General features: G+C 32.7%; 6 protein-coding genes. 5 read left to right on the forward strand and 1 reads right to left on the reverse strand.

The features are described 5' to 3' along the window. Positions 1–2 precede the first annotated feature (2 nt). Positions 3–6,047, reverse strand: coding sequence for a T9SS type A sorting domain-containing protein (locus DM397_RS18180; RefSeq protein ID WP_111378887.1), 6,045 nt, complete (start codon positions 6,045–6,047; stop codon positions 3–5). 303 nt (positions 6,048–6,350) lie between these two features. Between DM397_RS18180 and DM397_RS18185 the strand changes: the two genes are divergently transcribed. From DM397_RS18185 to DM397_RS18205, 5 genes are all read left to right on the forward strand, one after another. Next, the gene (locus tag DM397_RS18185) at positions 6,351–7,985 is read left to right on the forward strand and encodes a S8 family peptidase (RefSeq protein ID WP_111378888.1); all 1,635 of its coding nucleotides are present in this window, start codon (positions 6,351–6,353) and stop codon (positions 7,983–7,985) included. 64 nt (positions 7,986–8,049) lie between these two features. Continuing rightward, positions 8,050–9,930, forward strand: a complete 1,881-nt coding sequence (locus DM397_RS18190) for a M1 family metallopeptidase (RefSeq protein ID WP_111378889.1) — start codon at positions 8,050–8,052, stop codon at positions 9,928–9,930. 132 nt (positions 9,931–10,062) lie between these two features. Further along, positions 10,063–10,410 (forward strand): hypothetical protein, encoded by a 348-nt coding sequence (locus tag DM397_RS18195; RefSeq protein WP_111378890.1) that lies wholly within the window; start codon positions 10,063–10,065, stop codon positions 10,408–10,410. Beyond that, on the forward strand, positions 10,377–10,913 hold the full coding sequence (locus tag DM397_RS18200) for a hypothetical protein (RefSeq protein ID WP_111378891.1): 537 nt from the start codon (positions 10,377–10,379) through the stop codon (positions 10,911–10,913). The genes DM397_RS18195 and DM397_RS18200 overlap by 34 nt, the downstream gene beginning before the upstream one ends. A 110-nt stretch (positions 10,914–11,023) precedes the next feature. After that, the gene (locus DM397_RS18205) at positions 11,024–14,905 is read left to right on the forward strand and encodes a PAAR-like protein (RefSeq protein WP_111378892.1); all 3,882 of its coding nucleotides are present in this window, start codon (positions 11,024–11,026) and stop codon (positions 14,903–14,905) included. Positions 14,906–14,911 lie beyond the last annotated feature (6 nt).

Below are 14,911 nucleotides of genomic sequence, written 5' to 3' on the forward strand. Positions count from 1 at the left end.
TCTTAATTTTTTATGATTTTAATGTATTCTGGAGTCTCTAAGTTAATTTTAGCGGCATAAATTCCGGAAGGCAATTTTTCAAGATTTAAAAGAGCTCTTCCGCTTTCAATATTATAAGTTCCGTGTGAAACTAACTGGCCGCCGAAATTGTACAAATCAATAGCAACTTCCGTTTTTGAGCTAGGAATTTCAATTTCGATACTGCCAGAAGTAGGGTTTGGATAAGCTGAAAGCATTGTCCCTAATTCATAAGAAGTAACTTTTTTAGCAAAAACACCTTCACAAGCCTTTGCGGTTGCCACTTCTACCAATCCAGCTTTATCTAGAGAAACTGTAAAATTGTTGTCTGTTGTCTGGAATTGTTCTGTACCATCAACAAATACGGTAAAAGGAGCTGTTCCTTCAGTAATTTCAACATTTACATTCTTAGCGCTTATATTAGATTTTCCTGTAATAGTAGCTCCTTTTTGGATGGTTACATTGAAATTTTGTTCGAAAATCATTTCAGGAATAGTAATCTTAATTTTGTAAACCCCAGGAGTTAATGCAGAAATTTTTAAAGCATTATTTGTAAACGTGTAAGACTTGTCGTTTATCGTTGCATTGTAAGCAAACGAAGCTTTTCCAACAATGCTGATTTCTCCGTTATTTTCACCAAGACAAGATTCACCTTTAGTTTCTACAGTAAAATTGCTTGGAGCTAGAACTAATTCGCCAGTACATTCGATGTTATAGGTTGCTATTTCATCTTTACTAGTATTCCAATTAGTATTGGCATAAATTACATCATCTACAAGAATGCAATTTAGTTTTGAGTTTTGACGCATACTAACAACACTTATCAAGCTATTTTTTCCGTTTTTTAAATTTAAACTTGTCAATTGATTACTGTCTAAGTTTAAAGTGTTTATTGCAGAATTTTTAGTTATGTCAAAAGAGGTCAACATATTATTATAAAGAAAAACTGTGCTTAAAACTTTATTTGTAGAAATATCAAGAGTTGCGAGTTTATTATATTGCAAATGCAATGAAGTTAACGAGGTATTATTGCTAAGATTTAGACTCTCTAAATTATTTTTGCTTGCAAATATTGATACTAATAAAGGGTTTTTAGAAATATCAACCGTTGTAAATTGGTTCTCGGCAATGTCTATAGCTTTTAAACTTGCGTTGTTTGAAAGGTCTATTGATGTTAGAAGGTTTTTTGAAACCGTTAAATTGGTTAAATTAAGATTTTCAGTAATATTTAAATTAGTTAATTTATTATTGTAAACAGATACAGTTTCCAACGCTTTATTTTTTGAAAGATCTAATGCTGAAAGCTGATTGTTGCTTCCCGTTAAACGAGTTAAATTAGTATTTGCTGAAAGATCTATTGATGTTAAATCATTCCTAGAAAAATCTACTGATTTTAATTGACTGTTTTTTGATAAGTTCAAAGAAGTTAATTTATTATTTGAACAGTCTAAAGTTTGTAAGTTTATGTTCTTAGAAACATCTAAATTCGTCAATGCGGCAGAATAACAATATAAAGTTTCTAATGCTGTACAATCCTCAATACCTGTTAAATCAGATACTTTCAGATTAGTGTCGCTAACATTCAAATAGGTAACTTTTAAAAGACTTTTGGTAAGTACTTTTCCATTTTCACCATCTGTGTCAATGTTTTTAGCAATTAATATTTTTTCAAAATTTGGATCAGGTATCAAAGTGTACTTCCCGTTTACAGGACATGCTTCAGAAGAGTATGTTGCAGTTGCATCTTTTGCAATCCAATTATCATTTGAGAATGCAGCATCGTCTACTTGAATACAAAGCAAGTTTGGATTTTCTGTGAAATTTCCAAAAATTACTCTTTCCATATTAGCATTGTTCCCGTTTTTCAAGTTTAAGTTGTATAACTCATTACTTGCACAGTCGATTTCTTTCAGTATTGTGTTTTTAGAAACATCTAAACTTTCCAATTTATTAATACTAGCACTTAATACTGTTAGTTTGGTGTTTCTTGAAACATTCAAAACAGTAAGAGCATTAGTGCTACAGTTTAAATTAGTTAATTCTAATTGATTAGATACATCCAATGTTGTAATTGTATTATTGCTACAGTTTAAATTGCTCAATAAGTAATTATTGGAAAGATTTAAAGCTGTGATTTTATTTGCATTACAGTTTAAGGTCGCTAATTTGTAGTTTGCAGAGACATCTACAGAAGACAATTGGTTTTTGCTTACATTTAAATTGGCCAACAATTTATTATTAGTAATATTAATTGTCGTCAATTTGTTATCTGCAGCTTCCAATGAATTTAATGCAGTAAAATCTTGTAATCCTGTCAAATCAGTAATATTACTCTTTGATACGTTTAGAGAAGTTACTGTATCAATGCTATAAGTTGCTACTTTTCCGTTTGGACCATCTTTGTCAATTCCAAGAGCGATTAATTTATTTTCAAAATTTACATCAGGAATTAATGTAAAAGGTTCTCCATTTGGACATGTTGCTGATGAAAAATTAGCAGTTACATCTTTTAATGTACTCCATTTTTCGTTTGAAAAAGCCACATCATCAACCTCAATACAAGTTAAATAAGGGTTTCTTTTGAAGTCTGAGTAGGTAGTATTTATTAAACTATTAGCTCCGTTTTTCAAATTCAAATTGTATATCTTATTATCATTTACGTATAATTGGGTCAGTTTGTTGTTTTTAGACAAATCTAAAGTTCTGATCTGATTTTGAGCACATTGTAATGCAACTAAAAGTGGGTTGTTTGAAACATCCAAAGATGTTAGTAAATTGTCATAAATAGATAAATAATTCAATTTTGTGTTTTGAGACAAATCGATAGTTTTCAAACTATTGTTGCCTAAATACAACCTGTTTAAGATCGTATTTTTAGAAACTTCTAAAGAAGTTAATTGATTGTCTCGACCATCTAATGAGCTTAAACTTGTGTTTTTTGAAATGTCAAGGTCTGCTACTTGATTTCCTTGTATATTTAAAGAGCCTAATTTTGTGTTCTTAGAAATATCAAGAGTAGTTAATTTATTATAATTTAAGCTCAAACCCCATAAAGAAGTATTGTTCGATACATTAATTTCAGTTAGCTGGTTATTATCAAGATTTAGAAGAATTAATGCAGTATTACTGGAAAGGTCAACGGTTTTAATATTATTATTGTTTGCATTAAGTGAGGTCAAAGCTCTAAAATCTTGGATACCCGTTAGATCTGAAACTTTATTGTTTGCGTCATTTAAGGTTAAATCTGTTAATGTTAAAATGCTCAAAGTACGTACTTTTCCATTTTCTCCATCTTTATCTATACCTTGAGCTATTAGTATTCTTTCAAAATTTAAGTCAGGTATTAATGTTTGCTGCTCGTTTAACGGACATGCTTGAGATGAATAACTTGCATTTGCGTCTTTTGCAATCCAATTTGCTTCAGCAAATGTTGCATCATCAACCTCGATACATACTAAATGTGGATTTTCGGTGAAATTACCGAAAATCATACGCTGCATGTTTGCGTTATTGCCATTTTTCAAGTTAAGATTGTGCAGGTTATTAGAAGCACACTCAACCTCTTTTAAACTCTTATTTGCAGAAAGATCTAAGCTTACTATTTTGTTAAAACTTGCGCTTAAGTTGGTTAGTCTAGCATTATAAGATACATCTAATGAAAAAATAGTATTGTTGCTGCATTTTAGTTCTGTTAAGAACGTATTGTTGGAAACATTTAATACTGTCAAATTGTTTTTAGAACAATCTAATGAAGTTAAAGAAACAAAATCCTGAATTCCCGTTAGGTCTTTAATGTTACTGTCGGATACATTTAAAGAAGTAAGATTAAGTATCTCAGAAGTTAAAACTTTACCATTTTTACCATCTTTGTCAATTCCTTTTAGAATTAATGCCTCTTCAAAATTTGGATCAGGGATTGCCGTATATGCAAGTACTACATCACATGAAGAAGAATAAGTCGCAGAGGCATCTTTTAATGTTGCCCAATTTGTATTAGAGTACTCAACATCATCTACTTCAATACAGCTTAATTTTGTATTTCTAAAACCTCTGTAGTTTAACGTATTTGTTATGAAATTTTTATTATTACCATTTTTAAGGTTTAAATAAGATAAATCGTTATTATAACCGCAACTAAATTTTGTCAGTAAAGTATTTTTTGAAATATCTAACGATTTAAAATCGTTTTGATCACAGTTAAGAGTCACTAACTGTAGGTTTTTAGAAATGTCTAGTAATTTTAGATAATTAAGTTCAACATCTAAATTTTGTAATGCCGGATTGTTTGTAATATCCAAAGTTTTGATTTTGGTATTGTAGCAGTAAAGGCTTTCTAGCGCAGTGTTTTTAGAAACATTAATTACTGTTAAAGGATTTTCGCCACAACCTAATGTTTTTAATGCTGTATTTTGAGTAACATTAAGATCAGTAATTGCATTTGATGAAACTATTAATTTTTCTAAAGCCAAATTTGAACTCAAATCAAGTTTAGTAAGCTTATTATTGCTTAAATTTAATTCTGTAAGATTTACATTCTGTGATACATCAATTTCAGATAAGCTTTTAGTTCGGCAAGTAAAAGATGTAAGTTGAGTAAAAGGAGTAATATTAAATTTAGTTATTGTACTCGCGTTCGCGAATGCTGTAAGTTCTAAATTTTTTAAGTTTTTAAAAGATTCTAAACCTGTTAAATCGGTTACATTCTCAATGTTAAGATGTAGGTTATCGGTAGCTAAAACTTTAGATTTTAGAATTTTACCGTCTACTACACCGTCCAAACCATTAGTCATTAAAGCTTTTTCGAATTCGGGATCTGGTATTATAATGTATTCAGGAGTTTGGCAGGTTAATGAGTAATCAACATTGCTGGCTTTAAATGATTCCCAGTTAGCAGTAGAATATGCTATATCATCAACTAGAATACAATATAAGCTTGGAGTATAGTTTAAGTTTATTTTTTGTATCAGAGTGTTTTGTCCATTCTGAAGATTTAAGGTTTCAAGTCTGCTATTTTGTTGAGATTGTATAGTATTTAAAAGCGTATTTTTACTTAAATCCAAAGAGGTCAAAAGATTTCCATTTACATACAGATATTGTAATTTTGTATTAGAAGAAAGATTTAAACTGCTTAGTTGGTTACTACTGCAATATAAAAACATTAAGTCTGGAATAGCAGAAACATCTAAACTAGAGATCTTGTTGTCAGCGCAATATAAATTGATTAGTTTAGTGTTTTTGGAGACGTTTAAACTTGTTATACTATAATTTGAATCACATCTTAAGGTTGTTAATTCTACATTTTTAGACAAATCCAATGTTGTCAATTTATTTGACATTGTATATAACTGAGTTAAAGAAACGAAGTCTTCAATCCCTGTTAAATCAGTAATATTACTGCTTGAAACATCCAATGATGTTATTGTATTAATATTGCTTGTTTGTACTTTACCATCAGGCGCTCCAGAATCAATGCCTAAGGAAATTAATTTATTTTCAAAGTTTATATCAGGAATTTTTGTGTATTGTTCTGTTCCAGCTACATATACCTGAACATGGTCGATCAAGACAGTAAAAGGAGCATTATCAAAACTAAAAGTAGAAATTGATAAATCATATGAAAGATTTGCATCAGGAGTAAAAGTTGCTTCTTTTTCATTCCATAAATTGTTGGTAGCAATAGTACTTGAAGATAAAGTGCTAGAACTTCCGTTTTTTGAGATATTTAATGAAATAGGATGGCTTCCATTATAATTGTTGTCTGCGTACAGGTACTTAAATTTGATCGTATAAGTAACACCCGCCTGTAATGGTACTTGCGCAGTAATTTTAGGAGAAGCACTTATATATGATAATTCGGCACTAAAAGTCCCTTCATAATTGGCAGTTCTTCGAGAGACACTATTTTCCGTGGCCCAGTCTTGAAGTGTAAATCCCGCCCAAGAATTAAGCCCACCATTTGGGACTAAATTAATTTGCGCAGAAATAGAAAAAGTTGCCAGTAACAGCAATAAGAGTAGTTTTGTCTTCATAGAATAAGTTTAGAATTAGGTCGCGCAAGTATAAGTTAATAAAATGGGCAAACCTTACGTAAACCCGTAAAGACTATATTATTTGTTAATTTTTTTTCAATTCCAAAACAAATAATTGCATATAAGTATATTTTTGGTCTGGCAGGGCTATGTTGTAATGGTTTGATAAATAAATGTTTGCGAAAATTATACTTTTCAGTATTTTTCGTCAAAATTTCATAACACAGTGTTAACAGTTAGTTTTTTGTAACAAAAAAGCATAATTTAGACCCATCTTTTAACTTTACTTATATTTATAGATACATGAGTCATATAAAACCTCTTAAATTATCTGCTTTTGCATTGCTTGTTTTAGCAGGATGTAGCGCTACAGTTCAAGCGCAGGTTTCTACTTCAAAGGAGTTTATTACAGCGCCGGCAGCAGTTGTAAAAAAAGCGCCTGTTAGCGAAAATGAATTAAAAAGATGGAGCCATCTTGATTTAATAAAAGATTCTATTCCAGGAATGAGCGTTGATAGAGCTTATGCTGAATTACTGCAAGGTAAGAAAGGGCAGAAAGTAATCGTGGGAATTGTAGATTCAGGTGTCGATATCGAGCACGAAGACCTACAGGGAATGATCTGGACCAATAAGAAAGAAATTCCAGGAAACGGAATCGATGATGATAAAAACGGATTTATCGATGATGTTCACGGATGGAATTTCTTAGGAAATTCGGTTCATGAAAACCTAGAAATGACTCGTATCGTTAAAAAAGGTGACGATGGTTCTGCTCAATATAAAGCAGCTTTGGCGCAATACACAGAGAAGTATGAAAAAGCGTTAAAAGACAAAGATCAGGTAGATTTTTTACTTGATGTTCACAACACGATCAAAAAAGAACTTAATAAAACAACATATAAAATCGAAGATTTAAGCACTATTACTTCAACAGACCCAAAAGTGGCAAGAAGTAAAATGATTATGACTCAGATTTTTACAAATGCAGGTTCAACTTTTGATCCAGAAGCAGATTTTGGAGAATACAAAGAACAAGTTTACGATCAGTTGGATTACAATTTGAATAAAGATTATGACGGAAGAAAAATTGTAGGCGACAATCCAGAAGACATTAAAAACAATCATTATGGTAACAATGTTGTTTTTGGTCCAGATAAAGAAAAAGCACTTCACGGAACTCACGTTGCTGGAATTATTGCTCAAGTTCGTGGAAATAACTTAGGTGGAGACGGAGTAGCGGAAAACGTTGAAATTTTAACTGTTAGAGCCGTTCCAGATGGAGACGAATATGATAAAGACATTGCTTTGGGAATTCGTTATGCAGTTGACAATGGAGCAAAAGTAATCAACGGAAGTTTTGGAAAAAGTTTTTCTCCACACAAACAATGGGTTTATGATGCTATTAAGTATGCAGCTAAAAAAGACGTTTTAATTGTTCACGCGGCTGGTAATGATGGTTACAACATTGATGAAGCTAAAAACATCAATTATCCAAACGACTCTGAAGACAACGTAAAAGAGTTTGCAGATAATTTGATCACAATTGGAGCGATTAATAAATCTTATGGCGAAAATGTTGTGGCGCCATTCTCTAACTTCGGGAAAATAAACGTAGACGTTTTTGCTCCAGGAGAAGAAATCTATGCAACAGTGCCAAATAATAAATACAAATACCTGCAAGGAACATCAATGGCATCTCCAAATGCGGCAGGTGTTGCCGCTTTGATTCGTTCTTACTATCCAAAATTAAAAGCAGCTCAGGTTAAAAAGATTTTAATGGACTCTGGAGTGGCACTTCCTTCAATGATTGTTTTGGGTGAAAGTGAAAATCCAGACGAAAAACCAAAAGCGGTTTCTTCTGTAGAATCATCAAGAACAGCTAAGATGGTAAATGCTTACAACGCTTTATTGATGGCTGAAAAGATGTCTAAAAAATAAACAATAATACACTATTAATCCAATGGAAGAGTTCGCGCTCTTCCATTTTCTATTACATATTAACATGCGAAAAATTATTTTACTTTCTTTCCTAAGCTTAGGTTTTAATTCGGCTTTTGCACAAAGCGCCCCATATTGGCAGCAGCATGCTGACTATAAAATGGAGGTTTCGATGGATGTAAAAAACTATCAGTACAAAGGAAAACAAGAATTGGTTTATACCAACAACTCTTCTGATACTCTAAAAAAAGTATTTTATCATTTGTTTCCAAACGCATTTCAACCAGGAAGCGAAATGGATGCACGTCTTCATTTTATTAAAGATCCAGACGGAAGAATGGTAAACAAAGTAAAACAAGCTGACGGAAAAGAAGTAAAACAAAGCCGTATTGAAACTTTAAAACCTAACGAAATTGGGTATTTAAAAATTGCAAATTTCAAACAAGATGGAGTTACTGCTCAAACAAGAGTTTCAGGAACAATCTTAGAAGTGACTTTGGCAAAACCAATCCTTCCAAATTCTAAAACCACTTTTACATTAGATTTTGACGGACAAGTGCCGGTACAAATTCGTCGTTCAGGAAGAAACAATTCTGAAGGAGTAGAACTTTCTATGTCACAATGGTATCCAAAATTGGCCGAATTTGATTTTGAAGGATGGCACGCAGATCCTTACATCGCAAGAGAATTTCACGGTGTTTGGGGTAATTTTGATGTAAAAATTACTATCGATAAAGATTACACCATTGGTGGTTCTGGATATTTGCAAGAAAAAAATTCTATTGGTCACGGTTACCAAGATGCAGGTGTAACAGTTACATATCCTAAAAAAGCAAAAACATTGACATGGCATTTTATTGCACCAAATGTTCACGATTTTACGTGGGCTGCTGATAAAGAATATACGCATGATATTGTAAAAGGACCAAACGATGTTGATTTGCATTTCTTTTACAAAAACAACGAAAAAACGACTGCAAACTGGAAACAGTTAGAGCCTTTAATGGTTAAAGTAATGGATTATTACAACCAAAGAGTAGGAGCGTATCCATACAAACAATATTCATTTATTCAAGGTGGAGACGGTGGAATGGAGTATGCAATGTGTACTTTAATGCTAGGAAACGGAACTCTTGAAGGAATTCTTGGAACAGCAACGCACGAATTAGGGCACTCTTGGTTTCAACACATTTTGGCTTCAAATGAATCAAAACACCCTTGGATGGATGAAGGTTTTACAACTTACATCGAAGACAGTGCTTTGAACGAATTAAAAGGAGACAAAAAAGAAGTAAATCCTTTTATAGGAAATTATAAAGCGTATTACAGTTTAGTAAATTCTGGTAAAGAACAGCCACAAACAACTCATGGAGATCGTTATGATGAGAACCGTCCGTACAGTATTTCTTCTTATGTAAAAGGAAGCCTTTTTCTTTCTCAATTAGAATATGTAATCGGAAAAGAGAACGTTGATGCGACTTTAAAAAGATATTTCAACGATTTCAAATTCAAACACCCAACTCCAAACGATATCAAAAGAACCGCAGAAAGAGTTTCTGGAGCGGAGTTAGATTGGTATTTAATAGATTGGACACAAACCTTAAATACAATCGATTACGGAATTAAGGATGTAGCTGACAATGCAGGAAAAACAACTGTTTCTTTAGAAAGAATTGGAAGAATGCCAATGCCAATCGATTTGAAAGTAGATTATACTGACGGAACATCTGAGACATTCTATATTCCGTTAAGAATGATGAACTTCATTAAACCAAACCCAAATCCAAACGAAAAGAGAACAGTTTTAGAAGACTGGGCTTGGGCACAGCAAAACTATAGTTTTACAATCGACAAAAACAAAACGTCAATTAAAAAAATCACGATCGATCCAAGCGGATTAATGGCTGACGTAAAACAGACAAATAATGTTTTTGAAGTGAAATAAAGATTTCCAATCTCAAACAAAAAAAAATCCAAAGCAGGTTTCTGGCTTTGGATTTTTTTTTGTTTTAAAACGACCAAATTATAGGCATTAACTTACAACGCTAGCCTTATTTTGTTATAAAAATATCCTTTTGTGGCTAAAGAACTTAGTAATCGATGCATACTTTTAATTGTTAATCTTTTTAATGATTTAAAAATGAGCATAGAGCAAAAGTATAAGTTTAAAATTCTACATAAAATTAATCACGAACTTTTTGATAGAAAACTAGAATCCCAATGTACATACGAAATTGAAATTGTGGAATACTCTAATTCTAGAATTGAAATAAAGCGCAAAAAATTTAAAGTTAATGATAAAAAAGTAACCTCAAAGTTTGAGAATATAGCACATACTTATAATGATGTGCTTTTTCCGGTTTTGTTTGAGATAAGAGGCGGAAATTTTTTTTGGCAAATTATAATGAAATTTCAAAACGGTTAATCCACACAGACAAAGAATTAAAGCTTAAACATGAGGGAGCAGGACTAGAATATATTCGTGCAGCGTTTTTCGAAAAAGCGGCAAAAGATTGTTGTGCAATGGTAAATTATATGCATTCCTTTGGCTTGATAAGCATTTTGCGGCTTTGTTTAGAAAAACCAGAAAATAACAATGATTACCATTTTAGCTGGCATGTTCTTCCATTAGACACTGAAGTTTTTTGGAAAGGCAGAAAAAGCTTTAATCCTGAATCAAATATTTTACAGTATAAGGGAGAAAGTAACAAAGATAAAGCACTATTTAATGTTGTCAAAACAGCAGGAAATAATTATCAGTATCCAGATAAAGTAACTGATGAAGAATCTGTAATTACTGCTACTATTAAGCACGAAACGCAATATAAGACTACTCAGTTTGATTTTACTATTTCAGAAACAGAGATAAAAATCAATAACTCATATTTTAAATATAGAGAAAATTTAATTCTAACCAGAAAAGAATAAAAATATGGATAAGACTAATAGAAAATGAAAATTTAGAGTAGGTCCAAATGTTTACTATAGATCAAATAAAGAAACCGTCTAGATGTCTGCCATTAATAAAAAACAAGACCATGAATAATTCAATACCGTATTTAGTAAAAAAAGGAGATACTTTGCAAAGTATTGCCAATGAGTTGGGAATAGACAATCCTCTAGATTTACGCCATTATCATAACATGAATGCCGGAATAAAGGACGGAATTGGATCAGAACCTTCTGTAGGGAAAACACTCTTAACGCCACCACAAGATGAGATTGTAGCCATAAATAAAAAAAATGAAGAGAGGCAAAAAGTTGTAAAAGCTGATAGCGAAAAAGAAGAAGAGAAAAAACAGCAGGAACAAGAGAAAGAACAGCAAAAACAGCAGCAAGAACAAGAAAAACAAAAAGAAGTCGAAAAAAACGCTCACGACAATAAATTTTTTGTTGTACATGGAGGTCTATGCTGTTGCAATAAAGCAGAAAACCCAAAACAGACAGCCAAATTATTGGTTACTTCCCACAACAAAGTAATCTATAATGGCGAGGAAGGTAAATTTACAGCTACTGAGGTCGATAAGACTTTTGATCCAGCTGCTGCCACTTTTGGCAAATGCACCCTAAAACCATCTTCGGGAGGTAACCAGCCTTGTGCATTGGCGCCCGCACCAAAATGGACAAAAGTCTACGATAAAACAAGTATTTTTGGAAATAAAGTACTTACCGAAATTTCGACATTACAGTGTACCGTTGGGGGCAAAATAGAAGTTGTGAAGTCTGGGCAGACTGATATGATTATGAAAGAGCATGCCGAGAATACAAACCTCGCTGCACTTGCACTTATAAACCCCGCTGTAAAAATGCCTGTTCTAGAAACCGCTTACCCGAGTGTTTCTAATATTACCTTAAAAAACCTTAAGAACATACCCGACTTTAAACCAGTATCATCAAGTGATACAAAAAATGTCGAAAGAGTTACCATACGCCAAAATGAAGAATGTACTTTTTTGGCAAAAATAAAAAAAGGAAATGTAAACCTAACTTCGTGGGTTATTTACGATGGTTTTACAGGCGACAAAGACAAACGATTATTTACAGAAGAACAACTGGGAACCAGTTTTAAATATACATTCTCAACACTAGGTAAATATCGTATTGAGGGGTACGGGAAACCCAAAAAAGAAGATTTTGAGGACGGAAAACACAACAAAAATTATCCAGACTGTTCTCTTGATGTTGAGGTAGCTGTAAATACATTAGACGGAACGGAACTCGTGCCCATTGACGGCGAAAATTTTGCAAAAATAATTTCAGGTAAAATGCGTCTGAGACAAAATTTTCCAGCCACTTTTAAATCCAAATTTTTAATGCCTCCTACAGATTCTGAACTCGAAAATTTAAAAATGTACGTTACAGATGCTTTGGGAAATGTGTTGAAGTCTACAAAAATCGAAAACACTGTTTCGTTTACTCCAGAAAATACAAAAGCAAAATATATAGTTACGGCGGTTTATAAACTTGATACAGGCGAAGAATCAAGACAAAATTTTACAGGAGAAACCATTACCAATACTGTTTCTGAAATAACACACGATGCAGCAGTAATAAGGCCTGGCACTCCAATGACTTTTGCTGTTAAAGCAAGCACCTTTAGTCTGTACATTCCAGATGAGCAAGAAGCAATTGCTAAAGAAGTTCGAGCTGTAAAATGGAACTTAAATGGACGTTTATTGGGTACTGGGAGAAACATAACTATACCAGGTTACGAGTTCATGAAACTAGGAAATTATGTTGTAGAAGCTTATGTTACATTGGCAAATGCTTACGGACAAAATGCCAAACATGAAAACGACGACTGGCATTTTGAGGTAAAAGAAAATGATGTAATTTCTTTTAGCTACAATGGTGTTCCTAAAGTAGGTAAAACAACACTTTTAGAAGCGGACCAATTAGTGTTTCCAAAACTGATGGCAAACGAAGTGGTGGTTTGGGATACAGTAATACCGCATACTATTGCAAGTCAAAATACAATAGCTATAAAACCCCTAAAAGCAGGAAAAGAAATTGTAAAATGCCTTATAAACAGACAGCCAGGCAAAACTTTGAGCATCGATGTAAAACAAGCAAAAGTGCTGGGAATGATGTTTACAGACAGCAACGGTATAGAGATCGAAAAATCGAGCTGGTACCAAACCGTAAATATTTGGGTAAAACAAGAACATCTTATAGGCGAAGATCTTGCCATCGAGATTTGGGACAACGATGCCTTTAAAGACGATTACTGCAAAGTAATTAATGTAAAAAAATATGACGGAAACCTTATCCCATTTACATTAGACAGTTATGTAAAAGGTAAAGCAGGCGATTGGGGAATGCTATATGTAAAAATTGGCGCACCGCAGTTAAAATTGGCCAATGAGAATAATGTTTTTAAATCTAAAAACCACCTTAACGTAGAAGATAAACGCGAAATCTACTCTGCCCAAATTGGCACACAAGACGGTAAAGAAAGACATTATCATGTAGACTACAACAAAATAAGTTATTTCTACGGAAAATCACGTGGTATAAAAGCAGGCGAAAAACTTAAACTTACTATTTACGAAAAAGGTAAAATGCTTTTTGAAGTTTTAACTCCAGATGTAAAAGTAGACACAAGTGGCGCAATACAAGCAAAATTACAGTGGGATAACATTAGCCAAAAATTACCTATGCGTACAGTTCATGCCGTTGTGCAGGATAGTGAAAATAAGATTCTGTACGAAGGTAATAAAGTTACCAATGGTGGAGTGGTAATTACTAAAAAAAACGCTTTGCTTGGTTTGGCAGAGTATAAGAGTGCTGTTTTGGTTAAGAAGTCTGAGTCTGGGAATAGTTTCGGAACTTGTGTTTGTAGCGATAATAATTTGGTTTGGGGGAATAAAATAAATTGCGATGAAAGAAAGAAAGTAATAGAGGTTTCAAAAGTCTTGGGGGTTGATCCTAATTGGCTGATGACGGTTATAGCTTTAGAATCAAATCGAACATTTAGTCCATCTGTTGATAATGGTATTGGTTACGTTGGTTTAATTCAATTTGGAAGAGATGCTGCAGAGCAATTAAAAATTACTCAATCTCAATTAGTCAAGATGACTTTCATTGAACAGATGAAATATGTTCAGGAATATTTAATATATGTGAAAAACCATTTTGTAACCAAGAAAAAATACGAAACACTGGCAGATTTATATTTGGCTGTTTTGTATCCTTCAGTATCGGGGCACGGAAAAGAGCCTAATTTAATAGTTTTAAGCGGTGCAGCGTATCGCAATAATCCATTATTTTTTAAAGAAAATGGAGAATGGGAATGGGCAACTAAGGTAAATAATAAGGGTAAAGAAATAAAATATAAGAAAGCAACAAATCCGGACGGTAATACATATGTTTGGGAGATTGCAATGGTTGCACAAGAAGTCTATACGGAAGGATTAACATTAAAAGAGAATGTTTTTAGATGTAAAGAAATTATTACAGAAAGAGGAAATTGTTTAGATACATGGGATACAGTAACAAATTCAAGAATTGACAAGCTTCATCCTAAAATAAAATGTTCAGTTAAAAACTTTATTAATGATGTAGAAAAAACTATGGGAATAAAATTAAGAATAATTCAAGGTTATAGAACTTATGCAGAACAAGATGCCTTATATGCACAACGCCCAAAAGTTACAAATGCAAAAGGAGGAGAAAGCAATCATAATTTTGGTTTGGCAATTGATGTTGCTGAAATAAAAAATGGCAATATTGATTGGGCAGAACAAGAAAATGTTTTGCCTAAAATTGCTCCTATTGGTAAAAAATGGGGTTTTGAATGGGGAGGTGAATGGAAAAGTTTTGTTGATAAGCCTCATTTTGAAATGACATTTGGAAAAAAGACTAAAGATTTAAGAGAATTACTTGAAACTTATAAAGATTATACTAAAATCCCTCTATAAATAAGA

Source organism: Flavobacterium nitrogenifigens (assembly GCF_003254565.1).
In the GTDB taxonomy this organism is placed as follows: domain Bacteria; phylum Bacteroidota; class Bacteroidia; order Flavobacteriales; family Flavobacteriaceae; genus Flavobacterium; species Flavobacterium nitrogenifigens.

Bases quoted from the DNA above. Each gene is read 5' to 3' on its own strand.
- DM397_RS18180 (WP_111378887.1), bottom strand. From the start codon at position 6,047: ATGAAGACAAAACTACTCTTATTGCTGTTACTGGCAACTTTTTCTATT.
- DM397_RS18190 (WP_111378889.1), top strand. From the start codon at position 8,050: ATGCGAAAAATTATTTTACTTTCTTTCCTAAGCTTAGGTTTTAATTCG.
- DM397_RS18205 (WP_111378892.1), top strand. From the start codon at position 11,024: ATGAATAATTCAATACCGTATTTAGTAAAAAAAGGAGATACTTTGCAA.
- DM397_RS18185 (WP_111378888.1), top strand. From the start codon at position 6,351: ATGAGTCATATAAAACCTCTTAAATTATCTGCTTTTGCATTGCTTGTT.